The sequence below is a fragment of the Pseudomonas sp. SBT1-2 genome, from assembly GCF_028640875.1.
Taxonomy (GTDB): domain Bacteria; phylum Pseudomonadota; class Gammaproteobacteria; order Pseudomonadales; family Pseudomonadaceae; genus Aquipseudomonas; species Aquipseudomonas chlororaphis_I.
The window spans coordinates 172,540-193,668 of sequence record NZ_JAQZAA010000111.1 but is presented as its reverse complement, the minus strand read 5'-3'; the positions used below and the strand labels follow the sequence as shown (position 1 = coordinate 193,668).

The following is a 21,129-nucleotide window of genomic DNA, read 5'->3' as shown; positions in this document are numbered from 1 at the left end:
ATCCGCTTTATCTGTCGAGGCCAACAGGCGAAAGCCGCTGAAATCAAGCCGGGCTTGCCACGCACCGAATATCAGGCCTGACCCCATCTCATCAATGGAACGGAAAGATGTAGTTCATCCAGGCCGACATGCGCAGGAGGATCTTGCGCATGATCGCCACATGGTGGAAGTGCTGGCTGTAGAGCGCCGCCTGGCCATAGGCGCCGCCGGGCATGAGTTTGGCGTAGGGCAGGTAGTCCGGGTCGGTGATTTCGATGACCACCGGCACCCGCCCCGGCGGCGGGGAGCCGGTGTAGCTCAGCAGGGTGCCGGACGGTTGTACCTGTCCTTCGCCGATCACCGTGATGACGTTCTTGACCCGGCCCTTGAACACCCTGCCGGGGATACCGTCGAACGCCACTTCCGCCTCGTCCCCCGGGACCAGGCGCAGCAGGCTGTTCTGGCGCATCCAGGCGGAAAAATAATGGCCCTCGTCGGGAATGAACACCATCGACGGGCGCAGCGGCAGCTTGCTCGCCATCATCCCCGGGCGCAGCGACACATGGGTGACGAAGCCTCGGCTCGGGGCGCGGACCACGGTGCTGTCCAGCTCGAACTGGGCGTTGTCGATCTGAGCCTGCAGGTCGTCGACCCGGGCAATCGCGGCTTCCTGCTCGCGGCGGGTGCCGAAGTTGCGCTTGATCAACTCGTTGATCCGGTACAGGTCGCCCCGCGCCGCCAGTTGCTGGGCCTTGAGCGACTTGAGCCGGTTCTCGAAAGGTTCGGGGTCGATGCGAAACAGCACGTCGCCTGGCTCCAGCGGCGTGTTGCCCTGGACCGGCACCTCGATCACCCGGCCGGTGACGACCGGAATCACCGGCACCGAGACGAAGTAGGAGCGCGCCACTTCCGAATAGGGGTGGTTGTAGTTCATCAGGAAAATCAGCGCGCCGATCAACACCACGCCGCCCAGCACGGCGGTGGGCACCGTCCATTTGTTCAGCGGGATACGGAAGATCTTGAAGATGGCCACGCAGATGGCGGTGTAGGTCAGGATCAGTAACAGGTCCATGGGTCACATTTTCCCTTCCGGGCGGGACCCGGCCTGGGCTTGTCCTTCCAGTCGCTCGACCCGCTGCCGCAGCTCGGCCAGCTCTTGCGCCAGAGCCTTTTCGCCCTGCATCCGCGCCTTGTCGGTGGCAAAGCCCCAGCCCCGATCCTCGCGGTACAACATGGCCCAGATCCACAGGAACGGCCACAGGGCATGGAGCGTGAACAGGCTGACCCAGCCTGCCGCGTGAATCGCGTCCTGATGGGGGTGGTTCCGATGGACGGCAATTTCGTAGGGAATGTCGTGCAGGACGATGATTCCGTAGAACAGGACTATTCCGGCGAAGATAAGCATGCCCAGCGCAATCTGATCGAGCATGATTCGCCTCCCGGAAGCCTTCAGCCCGCACGCAACCGCTTATGAAGCACCTTGGTCAGCCTCGGCCATGGGACAGCTCGATGGCGCGGGCCTTGCAATCCATACTAGTTCAAGTTCGTTCATCTGCCGGGCTGCCTTCCAGGGCGCGCGCGCAGCCCTGAACCTGGAAAGCTGCGCTCGCGCGGGCAGCGGTTTATGATCCTTGCCTGTCGTCCATCACTGCGAGTCCGATCATGCCTTTTGAACTGGACCTTCCCGAAATCCGCGCCGGCATCCTTGAATTTCCGGTCTGGCATGCGCGCGGTGGTACGTCCACCGGGCTGATCCTGGCTCGCGAAACCCTGCCCGAGGACCCGGCGCTGGTCGAGGAACTGCTGCGCCACCTGATGGGCGTGCCGCTGAGCGGCGACCTGCCGGGCAATAACCAGATCACCGGCCTGGGCCGTGGCGGGCCCACCAGCAACAAGGTGTTCATTGCCGAGCGGCGGCCTGGCGAGTCGCGTCTGGTCAGCACCCTGGCGCAGCTGGCGGCGGGTAAAAGCGCGATCGACTGGAGCGTCAACTGCGGCAACATGTCCGCGGCCTTGCCCTTGTATGCCCTGGAGCGTGGCTGGTTGAGCCCGGACGAGGACAGCGCGCAGATCGAGATCTTCAACAGCAATACCCAGACCACCATGCTCGCGCGCCTGGCGTTCCGCGACGGTCGGCTGCTGAGCGATACGCGGATTCCCGGGGTCAACGGGGTGTTCCCCGGGGTCGATCTGTTTCTCAGCGACCCGGTGGGGGCCAAGACCGGCCAGCTGTTTCCCACCGGGCAGCGCATCGACCTGCTCGACGGCGTGCGCGCCACCTGCCTCGATGTGGCGGTGCCGATGGTCATCGTCCAGGCCGCGGACCTGGGCAAGACCGGCCTGGAAACACCGGCGCAACTGGATGCCGATGGCGAATTCAAGGCGCGGCTGATCAGCCTGATGGTGCAGGGCGGCCTGCGCATGCAATTGCGCAACCGCAGCGGCGCCCTGATGAGCGCCGAGGAGCTGCAACGCAGCGAAACCCTGCCGAAGATCTGCATCGTCAGCCCGGCCCAGGGCGCGGGCGATATCAACACCCGTTATTTCACCCCGCAGAATGCCCATCCTTCATTGGCCGTCTCCGGTGGCTGCTGCCTGGCCGCCGCCTGCCTGGTGCCAGGCACCGTGGCCCATGAACTGCTCAAGACGCCCAAGCCCTTGAGCGCCACCACGGCGGAATACCCGGTGTCGATCGAAAACCCGGCGGGGGTGCTGGACACCTTGATCACCGCGCGCGAGGAGGGCGGTTCGATGCGCATCGATGCGGCCGCCTACCGGCGCAGCGCGCAGATCCTGCTCAAGGGCCGGGTGCCGCTGTACAACGCCTCGGCGGCGTTGTTCGAGGCGTTGCAAGGGCGGGGCTGAACCCCGCATCCCGCAGATGGCAGCAAATCCGCTCAAGCCTGTGAGCGGTATTCGCTGGGAGCGACCCCGAACTCGCGGCGAAAGGCCCGGCTGAAGGCCGCCTCGGATTCATAACCCAGCTGTTCGGCGATCTGTGAAATGCGCAGGCTGGAGGTCTGCAGGCGCTGACCGGCCAGTTGCATGCGCCAGTGCATCAGGTAGCGCATCGGCGATTGGCCCACCAGGTGGGTGAAACGTTGCGCCAGGTTGGAGCGCGACTGGTTGACCAGGCCGGCCAGGCGCTCGACGCTCCACGCCGCGCCCGGCTCGGCGTGCAACAGCGCCAGTGCCTGGCCGACCAGTGGGTCGCGCAGGGCGGCGATCCAGCCGCTGATCCCTTGCGGGGCATGGGCCAGCCAATGGCGCACGGCCCAGATAAACATCAGGTCGATGATCCGCGACAGCATGATGGTGCTGCCGATCGAAGGGTTGCGCACTTCCTTCTGCATCGCCGCCACGGTCAGCGACAGCCATTCACGGGAGCCGATCAGGTCGCTTGGGTCCTCGCCCTGGCAACTGACTTGCAGCACCCCGGGCAAGCCCTGGATCAAGGCCTGGCCACACCCGCCTTCGAACCGGAAGACGCCGCTGGTGATGCGCGCCGGCAGGTCCGGGCTGGCATCCGCAGCGCTGTGCAGTTGATGAGCCTGGCCGTGGGGCACGAACAGGATGTCCCCGGGCACCAGGCGGGTGGCTTCGTGATTGCCGTCGAGCCTGAGCTGGCAGCCAGCGTCCTGGATCACATGGAAACAGGCGCCGCCCGCCGCTTGCTGCAACAGCTGGCCGGGTTGCAGCAGCGTCTCGCCCAGCAGCTCGCCACGCATCCGCGCCAGGCTGAACACTTCGAAAAACACATCGGCGGCCGGGTGCCTGAGGTCGGATGGCGAGGCGGCCGGGGTCAGGTGTCTCTGCACAGTCTTCGGCTTTTCGGTCATGGTCGGTCGGCACCGTCCCCTTCGATAATGAGCGTGCCCGAGCATAAGCCAGCACGGGGGAGGGCGTCTCCTGCCTGTCACTTGACGAGCGACCTGCCCCGCAATGCCCTGGGCCCGGCAGTACCGCCGCCAGCGGCGAGCGGTCTTTATCCAGACAGAGGATTCAAGGTCATGAGTGGTCAGCCTACGATTGTGTTGGTGCATGGTTTTTGGGGCGATGCGGCCCATTGGAGCAAGGTGATCATCGAGCTTTCGCGCAAGGGCTACAGCGCGATCCGCGCGGTGGAAATGCCCTTGACGTCGCTGGCCGATGACGTCGAGCGCACCCGCAAGATGATTGCCCAGGTCGATGGCCCGGTGTTGCTGGTGGGGCATTCCTACGGCGGCGCGGTGATTACCGAGGTGGGCGACCAGCCCAACGTGGTCGGGCTGGTGTATATCGCCGCCTTCGCCCCGGATGCTGGGGAAAGCCCGGGCTCGATCACCCAGCAGCACCTGCCCGCGGCGGCGGCCAACCTCGAGCCCGACAGCGATGGCTACCTGTGGCTCAAGCCGCAGGCCTTCCATGAGAGCTTCTGCCAGGACCTGGGCGCCGACGAAGCGCTGGTCATGGCGGTGACCCAGAAGGCGCCGCTGGCCAGCACCTTCGGCGACACCATCAGCGCGCCGGCCTGGAAGAACAAGCCGTCCTGGTACCAGATCTCCAGCGACGACCGCATGATCCATCCGCGCAACCAGCAACTGATGGCCGCCCGGCTCAACCCCCAAAAGACCCTGACCCTGGCCAGCTCCCATGCCTCGCTGGCCTCGCGGGCGGCGGAGGTCGCGGCCTTTATCCACGAGGCCGCCAGCGCCAGCGTCCAGGGCTGACAAGGCCGTGCTTCAGGCCCCGCTCAGGAGCGGGGCCGGTTCGGCTCACAGGTCCAGGTCGACCCACACCGCCGCGTGATCCGAACCGGCGTTTTCCTTCTTGTCCAGCTGCGGGTAGACCTCCCAGCGCTTGGGCTTGCTGCCCGGCCACATGCCCTTGCGCCATACGCCGCCGGCGGTGACGGTGGCGAACAGCGCGGGCGACAGCAGCAGGTAGTCGATCTTGTTCGCCGCCTTGCAGGTGTCGAAGGTGCCGGGGTAACCGCCGTCGTCGAAGGCCGGATGGACAAAGGCATCCTTGAGGTCGGTGCCCTTGAGCAAAGGCTCCAGCGGCGCGCTGTCCGGGGTGTCGTTGAAGTCGCCGACCACCGCGATATAGGTCTCGCCCTGGGCCACCAGCGCCTGGTAGATAAGCTTGATTCGCTCGGCCTGGGCCAGACGCTTTTTCGCCGAAGCCGCGAGGCTGCCGAAGCCTTTGCTCTTGAGGTGATTGACCAGCACGATCAGCTGCTTGCCGTCAGATAGCGGGATCTGGAACTGCGCGCAATCGCGGGAAAAGACCAGCTCGCCGTTGGCCGCGCTGTCGTCGACATGGCTGCGCAGCTGGCCGATGGGGTAGCCCTCGGCGGTCATCAGGCCGACGTCGATGCCCCGCGTATCGTTGCCGTCGATCAGCATCACATGCCGGAACAACGGGCCGCCCAGGGCACCGATGATCTCCGTATTGAAGTCGCGCAGGGCCGGGCGGCTTTCCGCCTCGACCACCGCCAGCACATCGGCTTGCAGATCGATCATCACCCGCGCGGTATTGCGCATGGCTTCCAGGTCCACCGGGGCGTCGATCAGCTCCAGCGAGCCGACCCACTCGGTGCGCCCATTGGCGACAATCTCCAGGCCGCCGGCCTTGGGCCGCTTGACCAGGCTGCCGCGGTTCTGCCGCAGGATCACGAAGGGGCCCTGGTCCGACTTGCTCAGCCCCAGCTCGGTCAGCAGCTTGACCATCTGCGCCTTGTCCTGGTCCGTGTAGATGGGCTCGCCCAGCAACTGGTTGAGCCGGGCGAAACGCTCCAGCACAGGCTTGCCCTCGGCCCAGCCTTCCAGGTTCATGGCCTTGGCGCGGTTGAACAGGTTTTCAACGTTGTAGGACGCGAGTCTCATCGTGCTCTTCCTGTGAAAAGGGGCGGACGTCAATGAGCATTACAACCGATAAAAATGACCGAATGCCGACAGGCGTGGCGTCTTGTTGCCTTCTTTATGCTGAACTCAAGAAAGGGCTAAACCGGCCTGAGATTCCCGGTGGGCGAGTCGCAGAGGGCCGGTGGGGGAACGGCCTGACAGACAGCACTTCGTCCGAACCGAACCGGAGGACAGGGCATGAATGATGAGTCCCGCGAGCAGGGCGAGCCGTTCAAGCGGCTGTTCTTCGCCTTGCCCTGCACCGTCGCCCAACGCCGGGCCATCGCCCAGTGGCGCGGCGCGCTGGGCCTCAGGAGCGGCCGGCCGGTGGCGGCGGAAAACTTTCATTTGACCCTGATGTTCCTGGGCTCGGTCGCGGTGGCGCAGATTCCGCGGATCTGCGCCGCGGCGGCGAGCGTGCGCACCTGTGGCGAGCCGCTGGACGTCCCGCTCGACCGCCTGGAGGTCTGGCGCCGGGCCGGGGTCTTGTTGCTGGCGCCGACACAGGCGCCGCTGGAGTTGCGCCAGCTGGTGTATGCCTTGCAGGAAGCGCTGCTGCCACTGGGGCTGGTCGATTCGCCGCGGGAGTTTCGTCCGCACTTGACCTTGATGCGCGACTATCGGGCGCCGGTGCCCGAGTCCCAGACCCCTGCGGACTTTCACCTGAGTGCCCGGCACTTCGCCCTGTTCGAGTCGCATAAAGGCCGTTACCGGCCACTGGCCGAATGGGCGCTGGCGCGCTGACGGTCGGGGCAGCCCTGTCGACAGGCTCACCGATCAGCCGAAATCCGCGTGCCTCAAGGCCTGAACGTTATAGTTGATGAGGCCGAATCAATGGGAGGAGGACATGCGCCAGATCGTCAGCAAAGAGCCCTGGTGGGCCGCGCCGCCGAAACCGGGCCAGGATGAGTCCGAGCTGGAGTGGGGCTGGCTGGTCACCTACAGCGAGGGCGAGCCGCGCTTCGAGTTCGTCAAGGAGCGTCCTTCGGAGCAGGAAATCCGTCAGCGCAAGAGTTGCCGGACCACGCCGTCCGAGTAGCCTGTGGGCGCAGCGCTTACTGCTTGTAGCCGATCTGCCGCAGCAGGTTCTTGCGCCACAGGATGTCGTCGTCGCCTTCCAGGCCCTTGGCGCAGAAGCCATCCACCACCCCCAGCACCGCCCGGCCCTGTGCCGTTTCGGCGAGAATCACCTGGGTCGGGTTGGCGGTCGCGCAGAAGATGCGGCACACCTCAGGCACCATCTTCAGGGTGTTGAGCACGTTCAACGGATAAAAACCGTCGCCGAGAAACACGATAAAGCTATGGCCGGCACCGATCGCCTGGGCGTTTTTTTGCGCCAGCGCGATCATTGTCGGATCGCTGCCGGACCAGCGCACCAGGCATTGGCCGGAGGCTTCGCAAAAGGCCAGGCCAAAGGCGATGTTCGGCACGGCGCCGACCAGGGCTTCGTGGATGTCCTCGACGGACTTGATGAAGTGGGTCTGGCCGAAAATGAAGTTGGTGGCTTCCGGCTTGTCGATGTTCACGCTGATCAGTTGCATCTCGAACCGCTCCTTGCCGGTGTCGCGCGGCGCTAGGGGGCGTTGGCGGAAAGGGGACGCCGACGCAGCCCGTTAGCGCGGCGGCGGGATTGCTTCCAGCAGCAGATCAAGCATAGCCATTCATTGGCTGCTGCCGGTCTGAACGATGGCCGTCAACGGCTGATCGGCCCGTTCGTCCCCGGCCCTCGGTACCTAGAACTTCGCGTAATTCAAGGCATCGACAATCAGCGAGCCGCCCACACCGGTCAGCGACAGCAGCAGGGCGCGCACCAGCGGTTCTTGCGCGTAACTTGAGAAAGCCCCGGTATTGAGGGCAACGATGCGTGCGCGGATCAGTTCGAGCTTCTTGTAGATCGGTGCGTCCTCGGGTGTTTCCAGCCGGTAGTTATCCAGACGCTGTAACGCTGCGCCACGCGCCTTTTCTGCGGCACGGCGCAGCGACAACGCGGACGCGAGCAGGATCAGGGTGGTCAGCAGGAAGGAAATGATGAGGCTGGGCGGTGTCGGCCAGTTGTCGAACACACTGTTGCGCGACGCAATCAGGATCAACATGACGACCGTGGGGGCATAGATCAGGCGATTGACGGTCGCCGTGCGCTTGGCGATCAGTTGCATGTCCATCCAGTCGTCGATGCAGGGGTGCAGAGGCATGCCGAAAACCCTCCAGTGCTCCTTGCGCAACGCTTTTGGCCAGATCGCGTAATGCGTGCTCAGGTTGCGGATGAACCGTGTCAGCAGGAGGTTGGCATCCACCACCCAGAACACCAGCAGCTGGAAGGCCAGGGTTGGCAGCAGCCAGTTCCACATCCAGATCGGCGATTCGCCCCGAGTGGGCGCGCCTTCCATTGGCCAGAGCACGAAGAGCGCGCTGGTGACTACGACGAATACCCAGGTGGCGAGGAGGGCGCGCAGCATTCGGGCGCCGAAGGTGCCAGCCACGCAGTGTTCTCTCCAGAAGCTCGTGACGAAAATGATCCTGCGCTTGTCGGCAACATATGAGTGGATCGTGGTCGTCAGTCTCTTAGGCGTGTGCCAGTCGCGCTCGTTGACTAAGAGCGGGAATAGGATCAGGAACAGGCAACGCCCCAGGGCGGCTCGCCACCTATGTGGCGTCGTGCCCCTTTCTCGGTTAACCAGGCGCAGCAGCTGCCCCCACAGGCTCATTCGCAGCCTGCTCATGTATCTATCCAGGTGGTAGGCCTTTTCGATCTCGACACGGTTGATGCGCAGGGTGCGCCAACCCCAGGCCAGCGCCGTGATCGAGATGACCACGGCGAGCAGGCGCAGGGCCACGGTGGGCCAGGCACTGATGCCCTCGAACAGGAACATCGGCTCGCCCAGTCCGTCATCCGTCAATGCACGGCGGATCTGGTACATCCACAGCAGGGCCAGGACGAATACCGCGATCGGCACCACGACGTACCACGGCGAGGCGTCGAACAAACCACTGCTTGCAGGGGCAGGGGCCTGTGCGGGGAGCGACGGTTGGCGTTGAGAACGATGGATAAGCCCTGAGCAGATGACAGCCAGCAGGATCAGCACGAAGGCGGTCCACATGAACTCCACGCGCCAGAACTGCATGGCGAGCCATGCCGACAGTCCGGACACCACATACAGCGTCAGCGGGATACTGCGCACCCAGGCTGGCAGTTCGTCGTCGCTGGATTGCACATAGGTCCACCACCAGCCAAGGAGCGTCACCATTACCAGCAGGATGAACGTAAGCGGCCCGGCCCAGAAAAACGACTGTCGTTCATCGAGCTTGTCGCGTACCGACTGGGAGAGTTCGGGATAAGGAGGGGGCGACGGATCCTGCAGACAGCGCAGCGCCATGATGTCGTGCGTCGATGATTGGGGCTGGCCGGGGGCGGCGCAGTCCTTGGGACGTTCTGCGCTCAGCTTTCTAGGCAGGGGAATGAAGCCGCTGATACCCACTTCATAGATTCCCGGCGAAAGCAGCTCCGATGTGGAGTAGTCGAACTTCGCCCGCTTGGCCTCGTAGGGCTGTGGTGCCTGCGCCGCCAGAACCGCGATGAACACGGCACTTTGCAAACTGTCGCGGAACGGCGGCACATCCTGTTGCAGAGCACGCGTCAGCGTGAGCCCGTAGGGCGCCGCCAGGACCAGGTTGCGGGTGGTCTGGGCCTGGCCGCGCTGGAGCATGCGCGCATCGAGGTTGGTCGAGAAAAACACCTTGTTCGGCATCCGGCCCTTGAGGGCCTGCAATACCAGCAGCTTGTCGTAGGTATCGGCCCCCAGCACCCCGATGGCGCCGATGCCGCTGGTGCCGTTACGGCGATAGGCTTCGTCCTCGCGGGCGATGTGGTCGGCGAGGCGGCGCAGGTAATCGAGCTGGGAATTGCCGTCGGACTTCTCCAGCGGGCTCAGGTCCAGGACGTTCTTGTCCTTGCTGTTCTTATTGTCATCGGTGCCGGGCGTTTTGTTGGCGCTTGCGGCTTCCTCTGGCAGGCGCCCGTCTATGCCTCGCAGATAACTGAAGCGCAGTACCCAGTCATTGACGGCCGCCTGGTCTTTGCCGTCGATATCCTTGGCTACCTGCGATTTGAAACTCTCAATCAGTGCGCGGCTGTAGAAACTGTCCCACTCGGAGACCAGCGCAATGCGATTGGAGTGCTGCCGGCCTCCAGTATCGCAATGGGTTCCGACCAGCTGCGTTGCCCCTTTTCTGCATTGCACACCCTCGACTGGATTCACATGGCGCAGCTTCAGTTCGTCCAGCAGCAGGCGCGTCAGGGTGCCGTCGTGGCTGACGGTGCGCAGCAGTTTCATGGGTTCAGGCGTCGCTGGTGTTTGCTGTTGGGAGGCGCCTTCGCCGGGCGAGGGCTTGCCCAGGGCATGCATCAATGTTTCGTAATCAGCGGTGGCCAGGGGAGAGTAAATCTCGATATCGGTCTTGGCATGGCCGTTGGCTTCGTCCCGATACATATCGAGCAAGACTTTCGAGGTGGAGGGGCCGATGACCTTCAGCAGTGTCGGCTCCGGGCAGTCTTGTTGGGAGGCGCAAGCCGAATGAATCTTATTCTTCAGGGTTCGACGCAATACTTCGAGTCGCTGTAGCGGGTCTGAACCCAGATGCTCCTGCTTTACCCAGAGCAGTATGGTCTGGGCGGATGGGCGCTGTCTGCCCTGCATGTCTGTAGGCGGGTCGAATGGATTGGCGATAAAGGTTTCATAGGGGATTTCCGCGCGCTTCGACGTTCCTTGCGCATCGGCTTGCAGCGTGTCTGACAGGTCGTCCGCAAGAGCCAGGCAGCGGATGTGCTGCTCGTCCTCGGGCACCATGCGGGAGTTTTTAAAGCCCGCCAGGATTGCATGGCGAATGCGCCGGCGCAGTTCCACTTCATCGGCATAGGGTCCGCCTTCGACCAGCGCCACCATGAGTTGGGGAGGCTCTGGCGGTTGTTGCTGCGGTTGGGCGTCCAGTACCAATGGCTTGCTGACAGCAAGCTTGGGGCTGCACTCAAAGTCAGTCCCCGCGGCCTTGTTACCGTCCTTGAACTTTTTGCGATAACGCTCGAGCGCATCGAACGGGTCTTGCCACAGGCGCGCTTCTATCGGTGATTGCGCCTGGAATTGGGCGCCGATGGGGCGTGGCTCGAGGAAAGGCTCGCGGGTGAGGGCGAAGGTCGAGACCACCAGGCTGAGGATAAGGGCGCTACCCGGTAACCAGAGGACGAGGTTGTTACCCGAGCCATTGCTGTTGTCCATGGTCTTTTCCCCCTTTCCTTGGGTGTAGGGCCGACCGCTATGCATAGGTATAGCCCCCGGATCAGGCTTTATCTACCGGGCTCCCGACGCTGCAACGAGGCCAGTCGAGCGTGCTTTCAAACGGCCTGGGGAGCGCGAACGGTTGCGCCGCTGACCAGTGGCTTCACGCTAGGGGCGGGAACAGGATCGGCGGTCATGCGCCGACCGCGCAAGGCTGCTATGCCTTCCCTAGGGGGCAATGGTTTCGGGCCGGCCGAGAGGCGGGGCGATACCGATGCGTGGCTGTGGTCACGGTGCCTGCCTGGCGCACGCAACGAACAACGGGCGCCCGTTTCGCAGGAGGTGGCAGATGTTATTCATTGTCAGTTGGTCAATCAGCCCCGAACGTCGTAACAGTGCGATCGAGCGATTTCTCAAGACGGGTGGGGCGCCACCCGCAGGGGTGAGCATGCTGGGGCGCTGGCATGCCGTCGGTGGCATGACGGGGTTTGGTATCGCACAGACCGACGATCTCACGCTGATGCAGAAATGGGTGCTGGAGTGGAGCGACCTGCTCAGGATGGACGTGCACCCGGCGCTGACCGATGAACAGGCCGCGCCGTTGCTGGCGGCGGTGATCGGCAAGCAATAGCCATTGGCGATCGGCCTGAAGCTGTTGCTTCAGCAAGAGCGGGACAGAACTGGAGGTTGTCATGCCTAAATTTGTGATTGAACGCGATTTCCCGGGCGCTGGAGCGCTGTCGGCGCAGGATCTGCAAGGAATCGCGCAAAAGTCCTGCAAGGTGCTCGATGAACTGGGGCCGCAGGTGCAGTGGCTGCACAGCTACGTCACCGGCGACAAAATCTACTGCGTCTATATCGCGCCAGGCGAGGAGCTCATCCGGGAGCATGCCCGGCAAGGCGGCTTTCCGGCGGACCGGGTATCGCGGGTGACCTCGATCATCGATCCGACGACAGCGGAGTAGTGCCTTGCGGTGACAGGCGCGCGCCTGGCTCGGCATACCCTTGCCCCAGGGCGGGGTGATGCCGCTGGCCGGAAAACAAGGCCGCCCTCGGGGCGGCCTTTTTCATCGGCGCGGCGTGCCGCGTTAGCGTTGCGAGGCGTCTTGCCAGGCACAGGCTCGGCTATGCTGCACAGTCGACGGCCGGTTGGCGGCCGATGTCCACACCTTGAACCAAGAGCGCCATGAGAAAAACCACCCAGCAGATGTTGCTCCACGAAATCGCCGACTGGCGCCACCGTGGCCTGATCGATGCCGAGGCGCAGCAGCGGCTCGGCGCCTTGTATGAACGTCCCGAACACCGCCTGTCCACGGTCTTGCAATGGCTGGGCATCGGCGCGGTGCTGCTGATCGGCATGGCGGTGCTGGGCGGCATTGGCCTGCTGGCCGAGTCGGTGCTGGTGGGGGCGGTGCTGTTTTTCGCCGCCGGTGTCGGGCTGTGGCTGATCGGCGCGCGCCTGGCCCGCGACCCGGCGCGGCGCATGCCGGTCACCGGGGTGGCGATCCTGACCATCGGCCTGATCCTGATGGGCGCCAGCCTGTTGCTCGGCAGCTCCGACAGCGAGACCGGCGAGTTCGGCAACCTGCCGCTGGCGCTGCTGGTCACCGCCGCCCTGAGCATCGCCACCGCCTATGGCTATCGCCTGCGCTGGCCGCTGCTGCTGGGCCTGCTCTGCGTCTTCCACGGCCTGGGTTCGTGGGAGTGGTATGGCGGTTCCGGCACGTACTATTTCGGCATCCAGGACCCGCGCTCCATGGCCGTGATCGCCGCGCTGACCGCGCTCCTGGGGCTGTGGCACCAGCGCGCCGAGGATCACGCCCTGCGCCGTTTCAGCGGCTTCGGGCGGCTGTATGTGATCTTCGGGCTGCTGTACTTCAATTGTTCGCTGTGGTTCCTCAGCCTGGAAGAAGCTTACCGCCAGCCCCTGACCTGGACCCTGTTGTTCACCCTCGGCGCCATCGTCCAGCTAGTACTCGGTGCGCGCTTCAAGCACCCCAGCTTCACCGGTTTCGGCGTGGTGTTCCTCGGCATCGACCTGTACACGCGCTTTTATGAGTACGCCTGGGAACAGCTGAGCGCCGCGGTGTTTTTTGCCGTCGCCGGCGCAGTGGGCATGCTCCTGGGCTGGTTGTTCGAACGCACCGCGCTGCGCGCCGGGGAGGCTGGCCAATGAACCCGGATCGCCGTAATCGCCAGGTGCACAACGCCCTGGACCAATGGCTGCGCGACGGCCTGATCGACACCCAGGCCCACGCGCGGATCGCCGAGCTGTACCCGCTGACCCGCTGGGACTGGCGTTCCCTGGGGCGCTGGTTCCTGACCTTCGGCGCCATCAGCCTGGCGGCTGGGCTGCTGATCCTGCTGCATGAACACCTGACGTTCACCTTGCCGAAACTGGCCGGTGGCCTCGGTGTGTTGATGGTCGGGCTGTTCGCCGCCGGGCGCTGGCTGCTGGGCAAGCAGTTGAAGCTGCTCGGCGCGACCCTGGAGTTGCTCGGCGGCTTTGCCCTGATCGGCCTGAGCCTGGTGCTGGGCATGATCTACTCCGACGGCTCGGGCAACTGGCCGGCGCTGTTGTTGGTGGACTTGCTGCTGTTGCTGGCGCTCAGCTACGTGCTGAACAACGCCTTGCTGCTGACCCTGTGCAGCGTGCTGTTCTTCGTCTGGTTCGGCGGGCGCAGCGGTTACGAGTCGGGCTGGGGCGCCTACTGGTTCGGCATGAACTATCCGCTGCGTTTCCTCGGCGCGGCCCTGGCCATGGCCCTGTTCGGCTTTGTTCATCTGTGGGGCGAGGCGTCAACGCTTGCCCGTTATCGCGGCTTTGCCAAGGTGTGGATTTCCGCCGGGCTGTTCATGGCCCAGATGGCGTTGTGGCTGCTGTCGCTGTTCGGCAGCTACGACCTGATCGACGGCCCCTGGCACCTGGCCGAGTCCGGCGAGCTGGTGTTGTTCAACGGGCTGTGGGCGGCGTTCAGCCTGGGCCTGTTGGCACTGGGCATTCGCCTGCGCTTTTCCATGCTGGTGGGTTATGGCGCGACCTTCTTCATCATCCAGCTGTACACGCTGTTCTTCACCCAGCTGGCGGAAACCCTGGGCTGGTTCGTCAGCCTGCTGATCGCCGGCGGCAGCCTGCTGGGGCTGGTGGTCTGGCTGGAAGGCAAACGCCAGCAACGCCGGGCTGGGCCGGGCGAAGCGGAATCGGTGTAGGGCAGGGGAGTAGCCCATGCCCGAAGCTGCGGGCATGGGCAAACGACAGGCGTCAGGCCGTCAGTCGTTTTTCAATATCCCGGTAGGTTTCGCTGTCTGTGGCCGCCAGCAGTTTGCGGCCATCCTTGAAGGTGGCGATGAAGGTCACCTCGGTTTCCTTGCCGGCTATCAGGTAGCCCGCCAGAGCACCCACCGGACCCAGCAGCATGGCCCCGGCAATGCCGTAGCCAATGGCGTCCCTGTTGGTGATGCTGTCCTGTGTCGCGATTTCCAGATGTTTGAATGCGCAGGCTTTGACCTCGACCCCCGGCGAGGGGTTGGTGGCTGTGGCCAACCTGAAGACTCCCTGACGGTACTCACCATTCCCTTGTAGAAAATCACCAGCCAATACATTGATCTTTGCCATGTTGAATATCCTTGTTCAAGCATTGCGGAATTGACCATACAGCGCTGTCCGGCGCCCACCGTCAATCGGTGGACGATGAAGGGCGGTACCGCTGATCGTTGATGTTGCGCCTAACAGCATCGGTCTCGAGTTTAGACGCCTGGTTGACGCAGATCAGTGCGCTGGTCGCAATGGGCTACCGCTCGTCTGTTTGACTCTGCGCGGGCTGCAAGGCTGTCGCGGGGTGCCTGGCGTTCGTGTTCGGCAGTGTTAATAAATGTTAGATTGAAAAAATACTTCACATAATCTGTTCATTGGTAGATGATCGGCCACAACCTGATAACAACAAATCACAGGACGGCCCCTCGATGTCCGACAAGGTCTCGATTCACCTGCCAAGCGACCCTGTCGCCCCCGCCGCCCGTGCTCCCATTTATCCCGCGGCCCGCCGCCCGCGCCTTGCCGGCGTGGACCAGGCTGCTGTCTTCTCTGGAGTACCCCATGAATAACAAGAATGTCGGTGTTGTCGGCCTGGGCGCGATGGGCCTGGGCATTGCCCGCTCGCTGCTGCGCGCGGGTTTCAATGTGCATGCCTGTGACGTGCGTGAAGCGGTCACCCAACAGTTCGCCAGCGAAGGCGGGGTGGCCTGTGCGTCGCCGGCGCGGATGGCCGAAGCCTGCGATGTGATCATCACGGTGGTGGTCAACGCCGAGCAGACCGAAACCGTGCTGTTCGGTGGAGAGGGCGCCGTGTCGGCCTTGGGTGCCGGCAGCCTGGTGATCGGTTGCGCCACCGTGGCGCCGACCTACGCCGTGGAGCTGGGCGAGCGCCTGGCCGAGCAGGGCCTGCTGTACCTCGACGCGCCGATCTCCGGTGGCGCGGCCAAGGCCGCCGCCGGCGAGATGACCATGATGACCTCCGGCCCGGCGGCCGCCTACGCCAAGGCCGAAGCGATACTCGCCGGCATGGCGGGCAAGGTCTATCGCCTGGGCGACGCCCACGGCCTGGGTTCCAAGGTCAAGATCATCAACCAGCTGCTGGCTGGGGTGCACATCGCCGCGTCCGCCGAAGCCATGGCCCTGGGCCTGCGCGAAGGGGTGGACGCCGACGCCCTGTACGAAGTGATCACCCACAGCGCCGGCAACTCCTGGATGTTCGAGAACCGCGTGCCGCACATCCTCAAGGCCGACTACACGCCACTGTCGGCGGTGGACATCTTCGTCAAGGACCTGGGCCTGGTGCTGGATACCGCCCGCGCCAGCAAATTCCCGCTGCCGCTGTCGGCCACCGCGCACCAGATGTTCATGCAGGCCTCCAGCGCCGGTTTCGGCCGCGAGGACGACTCGGCGGTGATCAAGATTTTCCCGGGCATCGACCTGCCGACCGCCAAGCCCGAGCCTGTCTGAGGAACGCTCCATGACCGATTCCACCGCACGCCCGTTGCTGGGCTGCATCGCCGACGATTTCACCGGCGCCACCGACCTCGCCAACATGCTGGTGCGCGGCGGCATGCGCACGGTGCAAAGCATCGGTATCCCGAGCCGTGAAGTGGCGGCCGGGCTGAATGCCGACGCCATCGTCATCGCCCTCAAGTCGCGCACCACGCCGGTTGCCGAGGCGGTCGAGGAATCCCTCGCGGCCCTGGGCTGGCTGCGCGAACAGGGCTGCGAGCAGATCTTCTTCAAGTACTGCTCGACCTTCGATTCCACCGCCGCCGGCAATATCGGCCAGGTCAGCGAGGCCCTGCTCAAGGCCCTGAACAGCGATTTCACCCTGGCCTGCCCGGCGTTCCCGGAAAACGGTCGGACCATCTTCCGTGGCCACCTGTTCGTCCAGGACCAGTTGCTCAGCGAGTCGGGCATGCAGCATCACCCGCTGACGCCGATGACCGACGCCAACCTGGTGCGCGTGCTGCAGGCCCAGACCCAGCTGAAAGTCGGCCTGCTGCGCTACGACAGCATTGCCGGGGGCGTCGAGGCGGTGCGGGCGAAGATCGCCGAACTGCGCCAGCAGGGGATCGGCATGGCCATCGCCGATGCGCTGTCCGACCAGGACCTCTACACCCTCGGCAGCGCCTGCGCCGAGCTGCCGCTGCTGACCGGCGGCTCGGGCCTGGCCCTGGGCCTGCCGGGCAACTTCCGCCGCGCTGGCAAGCTGCGCGACTTCGATGCGGCGTCGTTGCCGACCGTCGAAGGCGGTGAAGTGGTGCTGGCCGGCAGCGCTTCGGTGGCCACCATCGGCCAGGTCGCGGCCTGGCTGGAGGCTGATCGTCCGGCACTGCGCATCGACCCCATGGCCCTGGCCGCCGGCGAACCGGTGGTGGAGCAGGCCCTGGCCTTTGCCCGCGACAGTGACGAAACCGTACTGATCTACGCCACCAGCACCCCGGCCGAGGTCAAGGCGGTGCAACAGCAACTCGGCGTCGAGCGCGCCGGCACCCTGGTGGAAAACGCCCTGGGCGAGATCGCCGCGGGCCTGCGCCAGAACGGCGTGCGCCGCTTTGTGATTGCCGGTGGCGAAACCTCCGGCGCGGTGGTCAAGGCGCTCGGGGTAAATCTGTTGCAGATCGGCGCGCAGATCGACCCGGGCGTGCCGGCCACCCTCAGCAACGCCGTCGAGCCCCTGGCGCTGGCCCTGAAGTCCGGCAACTTCGGCAGCCGCGACTTCTTTGCCAAGGCCCTTAAGCAACTGGCCGGAGGTGGCCAATGAGCGCCGCGGCGAACCAGGAACAGGCCCTGCGCGAAGAGATCTGCGACGTCGGTCGCAGCCTCTACCAGCGCGGCTACACCGTGGGCAGCGCCGGCAATATCAGTGCGCGCCTCGACGATGGCTGGCTGATCACCCCGACCGATGTCTGCCTCGGTCGCCTCGATCCGGCGGCCATCGCCAAGGTCAACCTGGCGGGGGAGTGGGTGTCCGGCAACAAGCCATCCAAGACCCTGGCCCTGCATCGCCAGGTCTATGACCGCAACCCGAGCGTCGGTGGCGTGGTGCACACCCATTCCACCCACCTGGTGGCGCTGACCCTGGCCGGCGTATGGCGGCCGGACGACATCCTGCCGCCGCTGACGCCGTACCAGGTGATGAAGGTCGGGCACATTCCGCTGATCGGCTACCAGCGCCCGGGTTCGCCCAAGGTCGCCGAGCAGGTGGCGCAACTGGCCAACAGCGTGCGCGGGGTGATGCTCGAGCGCCTGGGGCCGGTGGTCTGGGAAAGCTCGGTGGCCAAGGCCAGCTACGCCCTGGAAGAACTGGAAGAAACCGCGCGACTCTGGCTGATGAGCAACCCCAAGCCCGCGCCGCTGGATCAGGCAGCCCTGGATGAGCTGCGCGAGACCTTCGGCGCGCACTGGTAGGTAGCGCGCCGCTGCAACTCGAAACTGTAAACCGACATTGCAAGCACTGCCCGGGAGTCGTCGTCAGGCTCTCGAGGGCCCCGGCTTGCCTGAAAAAACAATAACAACAGGACATCCCCGCATGACGTTCCCTGACTGCAGCTGTTTTGGTTTCACCAGCGCTTCTTTCTCTTATGAGGGAGGTGCCGCGCAATGAGCCCGCTTATCCTGATGTTGACGGCCGGCGCGGGCATCGCGCTGCTGCTGTTCCTGGTGCTCAAGTACAAGTTCCAGCCCTTTGTCGCGCTGATGCTGGTGAGCATCCTGGTGGCGCTGGTGGCCGGGGTGAAACCGGCCGACCTGGTGGCGACCATCGAAGGCGGCATGGGCAAGACCCTCGGCCATATCGCGATCATCATTGCCTTGGGCGCGATGATCGGGCGGATCATCGAACTGTCCGGCGGCGCCGAGGCCCTGGCCAAGTCGCTGATCGAGCGTTTCGGCAACCGCCGCACGCCGCTGGCGCTGACCATCGCCGGGTTCATCATCGGCGTGCCGGTGTTCTTCGAGGTGGGGGTGATCATCCTCATGCCGCTGGCCTATGGCGTGGCCCGCCGGGCGCGCAAGCCGCTGCTGGTGTTCGCCTTGCCGATGTGCGCGGCGCTGCTCACCGTGCATGCGTTCCTGCCGCCCCATCCGGGCGCCGTGGCCGCGGCCAGCCAGCTGGGCGCCGACCTGGGCCGGGTGCTGATGTTCGGCCTGCCGATCACCGCCTTCCTGTGTTACGTCGGCTACCGCGTGGCCGGGCGCATGACCCGGCGCTTCTACCCGATGACCGACGACATCCGCGCCGAAGTCTATGGCCCCCACGTGACCAACGAGGACCTGCTGGCCTGGACCAACGGCAATGCCAAGGACCCGCAACAGGCCGCGGTGGCGGTGTCCCACATGGGCCTGGAAGAATCCACCAGCGCCATAGTCGCCAAGCTGCCGCCCGCGCCTGCGCCCGGTTTCGCCCTGATCGTCAGCCTGATCCTGTTGCCGATCGTGCTGATCCTGCTGGGCACCCTGGCCACTTCGCTGCTGCCGGCCGAATCGACCTTGCGCGGTGTCATGACCGTGCTCGGCGCGCCGCTGGTGGCGCTGCTGATCGATACCTTGCTGTGCGCCTGGCTGCTGGGTTCGCGCCGTGGCTGGAGCCGCAGCCAGGTGTCGGACGTGATCGGCTCGGCCTTGCCGGGCGTGGCCATGGTGATCCTGATCGCCGGGGCCGGCGGGGTGTTCGGCAAGGTGCTGGTGGACACCGGGATCGGCGCGGTGGTCTCCGACCTGCTGCGCACCACCGGCCTGCCGGTGCTGGCCCTGGGCTTCTTGCTGACCATGCTGCTGCGCGCGGTGCAGGGTTCGACCACCGTGGCCCTGGTGACCACCGCCGGGATCATCAGCCCGCTGATCGCCACCCTGAACCTGACCCCCAACCACATGGCGCTGCTGTGCCTGGCCATGGGCGGTGGCGGGCTGGCGATGTCGCATATCAACGACGCCGGCTACTGGATCTTCACCAAGCTCGCCGGGCTCAACGTGGCCGACGGCCTGCGCACCTGGACCGTCATCACTACCTTGCTCGGTACCCTGGGTTTCTGTATTACCTTGCTGATCTGGCCTTTTGTCTGAGCCGTTTTTAGGAGCCAACATGCCTCGTTTTGCTGCCAACCTAAGCATGCTCTACCCGCAACACGGGTTTCTCGACCGTTTCGCCGCGGCGGCGGCCGACGGTTTCGAAGCGGTGGAATACCTGTTCCCCTACGACTACAGCGCCGAGGAACTCAAGCAGTGCCTGAGCGACAACGGCCTGGTCCAGGCGCTGTTCAACGCGCCGCCCGGCGACTGGGCGGCGGGCGAGCGGGGCACCGTGACCCTGCCGGGGCGCGAGGCGGAATTCCGCACCGGCTTCGACCGCGCCCTGGAGTACGCCGCGGTGCTGGGCAACTCGCGGATCCATGTGATGGCCGGCCTGCTGCCCTCGGAAAGCCTGCGCGAACGCCATCACGCGGTGTACCTGGAGAACCTGGCCTACGCCACCGCCCAGGCGGCCAAGGTCGGCGTCACGGTGCTGCTGGAGCCGATCAACACCCGCGACATGCCGGGCTTCTTCCTCAACCGCCAGGACCAGGCCCAGGCGATCTGCAAGGAAGTCGGCGCGAGCAACCTCAAGGTGCAGTTCGACTGCTACCACTGCCAGATCGTCGAGGGCGACCTGGCGACCAAGCTGCGCCGCGACTTCGCCGGCATCGGCCATATCCAGATCGCCGGCGTGCCGGACCGCCACGAGCCGGACCTGGGCGAGCTGAACTACCCCTACCTGTTCGGGCTTATGGACCAGTTGGGATACGACGGCTGGGTCGGTTGCGAGTACCGGCCGCGGGGCGATACCTCGGCTGGCCTGCAATGGCTGCGGGACTGGAAAGCCTTCTGAGGGGCGGGCAGGGCGGCTGCACTGGTCAGTGCGTGCCGCCCGCGAAGCGTGATTCTGCGCGAATCTGAACATTTCTGAAGGTGTCGGCCTTCGCCTCCCACCTGCGGGTACATTGGCTCCCTGTCGCCAGGGCCATCACTGGTGCCATCAATGGGAGCGGGGAACATGGAAAAGTCGATATTCGTCGATCAGTCGGGCCTGGACGATGCGCCTTGCCGCCCGCGCGATCTGCATTGGGAACAGATCCCCACCGTGACCCTGGAGCGCATCGAGCGCGAATACCGCCGCGCCCGGCGCACCACCATCCTCGGCCAGTGGATCAATATCGCCAGCGTGCTGCTGGTGGTGCTGAGCGCCGCCTGCGGCCTCTGGCTGTGGAACCACTTCCGCGCCCAGGGGCTGGACCAGGGCTTTGGCCTGCGGCAACTGTTCGTGCTGCTGTTCTTTTTCGCCAGCCTGTGCGCGGTGGTGGAGTGGCTGCGGCGCATTCGCCGTACCACCCGGGCCGCCCTCGACGGTTTGGGCGAAGACCTGCGGGATATAGCCTGCGTGCTGTGGTTCAGAAAACAGCACCAGTGAGCCGCACCC

At 64.9% G+C, this 21,129-nt stretch carries 21 protein-coding genes; 14 read left to right on the top strand and 7 right to left on the bottom strand.

What is annotated here, in order from left to right:
* Nucleotides 1–91: 91 nt before the first annotated feature.
* Both PVZ78_RS26365 and PVZ78_RS26360 read right to left on the bottom strand, forming a co-directional pair.
* Nucleotides 92–1,051: an HlyD family secretion protein gene (locus PVZ78_RS26365; protein ID WP_009048615.1), complete on the bottom strand. Its 960-nt coding sequence runs from the start codon at nt 1,049–1,051 to the stop codon at nt 92–94.
* 3 nt (nt 1,052–1,054) lie between these two features.
* The gene (locus PVZ78_RS26360; RefSeq protein WP_016704572.1) at nt 1,055–1,408 is read right to left on the bottom strand and encodes a DUF3302 domain-containing protein; all 354 of its coding nucleotides are present in this window, start codon (nt 1,406–1,408) and stop codon (nt 1,055–1,057) included.
* Nucleotides 1,409–1,641: 233 nt separating this feature from the next.
* On the opposite strand from PVZ78_RS26360, the gene PVZ78_RS26355 reads away from it, so the two are divergent.
* Nucleotides 1,642–2,844, top strand: a complete 1,203-nt coding sequence (locus PVZ78_RS26355) for a PrpF domain-containing protein (RefSeq protein ID WP_038631949.1) — start codon at nt 1,642–1,644, stop codon at nt 2,842–2,844.
* Nucleotides 2,845–2,876: 32 nt separating this feature from the next.
* On the opposite strand, the gene PVZ78_RS26350 is transcribed toward PVZ78_RS26355, so the two are convergent.
* Nucleotides 2,877–3,818, bottom strand: coding sequence for a helix-turn-helix transcriptional regulator (locus PVZ78_RS26350; RefSeq protein ID WP_273829536.1), 942 nt, complete (start codon nt 3,816–3,818; stop codon nt 2,877–2,879).
* Nucleotides 3,819–3,989: 171 nt separating this feature from the next.
* Here PVZ78_RS26350 and PVZ78_RS26345 point away from each other — a divergent pair, with 171 nt between their 5' ends.
* Nucleotides 3,990–4,688 carry an alpha/beta hydrolase gene (locus PVZ78_RS26345; RefSeq protein WP_009048619.1) on the top strand — a complete coding sequence of 233 codons (699 nt, stop codon included), beginning with the start codon at nt 3,990–3,992 and terminating at the stop codon, nt 4,686–4,688.
* Between the two features lie 45 nt (nt 4,689–4,733).
* On the opposite strand, the gene PVZ78_RS26340 is transcribed toward PVZ78_RS26345, so the two are convergent.
* On the bottom strand, nt 4,734–5,846 hold the full coding sequence (locus tag PVZ78_RS26340) for an endonuclease/exonuclease/phosphatase family protein (RefSeq protein ID WP_273829535.1): 1,113 nt from the start codon (nt 5,844–5,846) through the stop codon (nt 4,734–4,736).
* Between the two features lie 216 nt (nt 5,847–6,062).
* Here PVZ78_RS26340 and thpR point away from each other — a divergent pair, with 216 nt between their 5' ends.
* On the top strand, nt 6,063–6,608 hold the full coding sequence (gene thpR, locus PVZ78_RS26335; RefSeq protein ID WP_009048621.1) for an RNA 2',3'-cyclic phosphodiesterase: 546 nt from the start codon (nt 6,063–6,065) through the stop codon (nt 6,606–6,608).
* 103 nt (nt 6,609–6,711) lie between these two features.
* On the top strand, nt 6,712–6,903 hold the full coding sequence (locus PVZ78_RS26330; protein ID WP_009048622.1) for a hypothetical protein: 192 nt from the start codon (nt 6,712–6,714) through the stop codon (nt 6,901–6,903).
* A 16-nt stretch (nt 6,904–6,919) separates the two neighbouring features.
* Here PVZ78_RS26330 and PVZ78_RS26325 read toward each other — a convergent pair whose 3' ends face one another.
* The gene (locus PVZ78_RS26325; protein ID WP_273829534.1) at nt 6,920–7,405 is read right to left on the bottom strand and encodes an adenosine-specific kinase; all 486 of its coding nucleotides are present in this window, start codon (nt 7,403–7,405) and stop codon (nt 6,920–6,922) included.
* Nucleotides 7,406–7,597: 192 nt separating this feature from the next.
* A complete protein-coding gene (locus tag PVZ78_RS26320) occupies nt 7,598–11,134 on the bottom strand; it encodes a hypothetical protein (protein WP_124301458.1) in 3,537 nt (1,178 codons plus the stop codon).
* Between the two features lie 349 nt (nt 11,135–11,483).
* Here PVZ78_RS26320 and PVZ78_RS26315 point away from each other — a divergent pair, with 349 nt between their 5' ends.
* The 4 genes from PVZ78_RS26315 to PVZ78_RS26300 all read left to right on the top strand — a co-directional run bounded on the left by PVZ78_RS26315 (nt 11,484) and on the right by PVZ78_RS26300 (nt 14,344).
* On the top strand, nt 11,484–11,765 hold the full coding sequence (locus tag PVZ78_RS26315) for a DUF3303 domain-containing protein (RefSeq protein WP_016704577.1): 282 nt from the start codon (nt 11,484–11,486) through the stop codon (nt 11,763–11,765).
* Nucleotides 11,766–11,826: 61 nt separating this feature from the next.
* Complete coding sequence (locus tag PVZ78_RS26310) at nt 11,827–12,099, top strand: DUF4242 domain-containing protein (protein ID WP_009048626.1); 273 nt, start codon at nt 11,827–11,829, stop codon at nt 12,097–12,099.
* 221 nt (nt 12,100–12,320) lie between these two features.
* Nucleotides 12,321–13,310 carry a DUF2157 domain-containing protein gene (locus PVZ78_RS26305; RefSeq protein WP_124313378.1) on the top strand — a complete coding sequence of 330 codons (990 nt, stop codon included), beginning with the start codon at nt 12,321–12,323 and terminating at the stop codon, nt 13,308–13,310.
* On the top strand, nt 13,307–14,344 hold the full coding sequence (locus tag PVZ78_RS26300; protein WP_273829533.1) for a hypothetical protein: 1,038 nt from the start codon (nt 13,307–13,309) through the stop codon (nt 14,342–14,344). Before PVZ78_RS26305 ends, PVZ78_RS26300 begins: the two co-directional genes overlap by 4 nt.
* A 52-nt stretch (nt 14,345–14,396) precedes the next feature.
* Here PVZ78_RS26300 and PVZ78_RS26295 read toward each other — a convergent pair whose 3' ends face one another.
* Nucleotides 14,397–14,750 carry a hypothetical protein gene (locus PVZ78_RS26295; RefSeq protein WP_023969095.1) on the bottom strand — a complete coding sequence of 118 codons (354 nt, stop codon included), beginning with the start codon at nt 14,748–14,750 and terminating at the stop codon, nt 14,397–14,399.
* A 480-nt stretch (nt 14,751–15,230) separates the two neighbouring features.
* Here PVZ78_RS26295 and ltnD point away from each other — a divergent pair, with 480 nt between their 5' ends.
* The 6 genes from ltnD to PVZ78_RS26265 all read left to right on the top strand — a co-directional run bounded on the left by ltnD (nt 15,231) and on the right by PVZ78_RS26265 (nt 21,120).
* Nucleotides 15,231–16,136, top strand: a complete 906-nt coding sequence (gene ltnD, locus PVZ78_RS26290; RefSeq protein ID WP_009048630.1) for an L-threonate dehydrogenase — start codon at nt 15,231–15,233, stop codon at nt 16,134–16,136.
* Between the two features lie 10 nt (nt 16,137–16,146).
* Nucleotides 16,147–17,439 (top strand): 3-oxo-tetronate kinase, encoded by a 1,293-nt coding sequence (otnK, locus tag PVZ78_RS26285; protein ID WP_273829532.1) that lies wholly within the window; start codon nt 16,147–16,149, stop codon nt 17,437–17,439.
* Nucleotides 17,436–18,086 carry a 3-oxo-tetronate 4-phosphate decarboxylase gene (gene otnC, locus PVZ78_RS26280; RefSeq protein ID WP_009048632.1) on the top strand — a complete coding sequence of 217 codons (651 nt, stop codon included), beginning with the start codon at nt 17,436–17,438 and terminating at the stop codon, nt 18,084–18,086. Before otnK ends, otnC begins: the two co-directional genes overlap by 4 nt.
* 192 nt (nt 18,087–18,278) lie before the next feature.
* The gene (locus tag PVZ78_RS26275) at nt 18,279–19,739 is read left to right on the top strand and encodes a GntT/GntP/DsdX family permease (RefSeq protein WP_124301462.1); all 1,461 of its coding nucleotides are present in this window, start codon (nt 18,279–18,281) and stop codon (nt 19,737–19,739) included.
* Between the two features lie 19 nt (nt 19,740–19,758).
* Nucleotides 19,759–20,541, top strand: coding sequence for a 2-oxo-tetronate isomerase (otnI, locus tag PVZ78_RS26270; RefSeq protein ID WP_273829531.1), 783 nt, complete (start codon nt 19,759–19,761; stop codon nt 20,539–20,541).
* A 165-nt stretch (nt 20,542–20,706) separates the two neighbouring features.
* Nucleotides 20,707–21,120 carry a hypothetical protein gene (locus PVZ78_RS26265; protein WP_053268866.1) on the top strand — a complete coding sequence of 138 codons (414 nt, stop codon included), beginning with the start codon at nt 20,707–20,709 and terminating at the stop codon, nt 21,118–21,120.
* Nucleotides 21,121–21,129: the final 9 nt, after the last annotated feature.

Coding starts and splice junctions, on each gene's coding strand:
- PVZ78_RS26365 (WP_009048615.1), bottom strand. CDS start 1,051: ATGGACCTGTTACTGATCCTGACCTACACCGCCATCTGCGTGGCCATC.
- PVZ78_RS26360 (WP_016704572.1), bottom strand. CDS start 1,408: ATGCTCGATCAGATTGCGCTGGGCATGCTTATCTTCGCCGGAATAGTC.
- PVZ78_RS26355 (WP_038631949.1), top strand. CDS start 1,642: ATGCCTTTTGAACTGGACCTTCCCGAAATCCGCGCCGGCATCCTTGAA.
- PVZ78_RS26350 (WP_273829536.1), bottom strand. CDS start 3,818: ATGACCGAAAAGCCGAAGACTGTGCAGAGACACCTGACCCCGGCCGCC.
- PVZ78_RS26345 (WP_009048619.1), top strand. CDS start 3,990: ATGAGTGGTCAGCCTACGATTGTGTTGGTGCATGGTTTTTGGGGCGAT.
- PVZ78_RS26340 (WP_273829535.1), bottom strand. CDS start 5,846: ATGAGACTCGCGTCCTACAACGTTGAAAACCTGTTCAACCGCGCCAAG.
- thpR (WP_009048621.1), top strand. CDS start 6,063: ATGAATGATGAGTCCCGCGAGCAGGGCGAGCCGTTCAAGCGGCTGTTC.
- PVZ78_RS26330 (WP_009048622.1), top strand. CDS start 6,712: ATGCGCCAGATCGTCAGCAAAGAGCCCTGGTGGGCCGCGCCGCCGAAA.
- PVZ78_RS26325 (WP_273829534.1), bottom strand. CDS start 7,405: ATGCAACTGATCAGCGTGAACATCGACAAGCCGGAAGCCACCAACTTC.
- PVZ78_RS26320 (WP_124301458.1), bottom strand. CDS start 11,134: ATGGACAACAGCAATGGCTCGGGTAACAACCTCGTCCTCTGGTTACCG.
- PVZ78_RS26315 (WP_016704577.1), top strand. CDS start 11,484: ATGTTATTCATTGTCAGTTGGTCAATCAGCCCCGAACGTCGTAACAGT.
- PVZ78_RS26310 (WP_009048626.1), top strand. CDS start 11,827: ATGCCTAAATTTGTGATTGAACGCGATTTCCCGGGCGCTGGAGCGCTG.
- PVZ78_RS26305 (WP_124313378.1), top strand. CDS start 12,321: ATGAGAAAAACCACCCAGCAGATGTTGCTCCACGAAATCGCCGACTGG.
- PVZ78_RS26300 (WP_273829533.1), top strand. CDS start 13,307: ATGAACCCGGATCGCCGTAATCGCCAGGTGCACAACGCCCTGGACCAA.
- PVZ78_RS26295 (WP_023969095.1), bottom strand. CDS start 14,750: ATGGCAAAGATCAATGTATTGGCTGGTGATTTTCTACAAGGGAATGGT.
- ltnD (WP_009048630.1), top strand. CDS start 15,231: ATGAATAACAAGAATGTCGGTGTTGTCGGCCTGGGCGCGATGGGCCTG.
- otnK (WP_273829532.1), top strand. CDS start 16,147: ATGACCGATTCCACCGCACGCCCGTTGCTGGGCTGCATCGCCGACGAT.
- otnC (WP_009048632.1), top strand. CDS start 17,436: ATGAGCGCCGCGGCGAACCAGGAACAGGCCCTGCGCGAAGAGATCTGC.
- PVZ78_RS26275 (WP_124301462.1), top strand. CDS start 18,279: ATGAGCCCGCTTATCCTGATGTTGACGGCCGGCGCGGGCATCGCGCTG.
- otnI (WP_273829531.1), top strand. CDS start 19,759: ATGCCTCGTTTTGCTGCCAACCTAAGCATGCTCTACCCGCAACACGGG.
- PVZ78_RS26265 (WP_053268866.1), top strand. CDS start 20,707: ATGGAAAAGTCGATATTCGTCGATCAGTCGGGCCTGGACGATGCGCCT.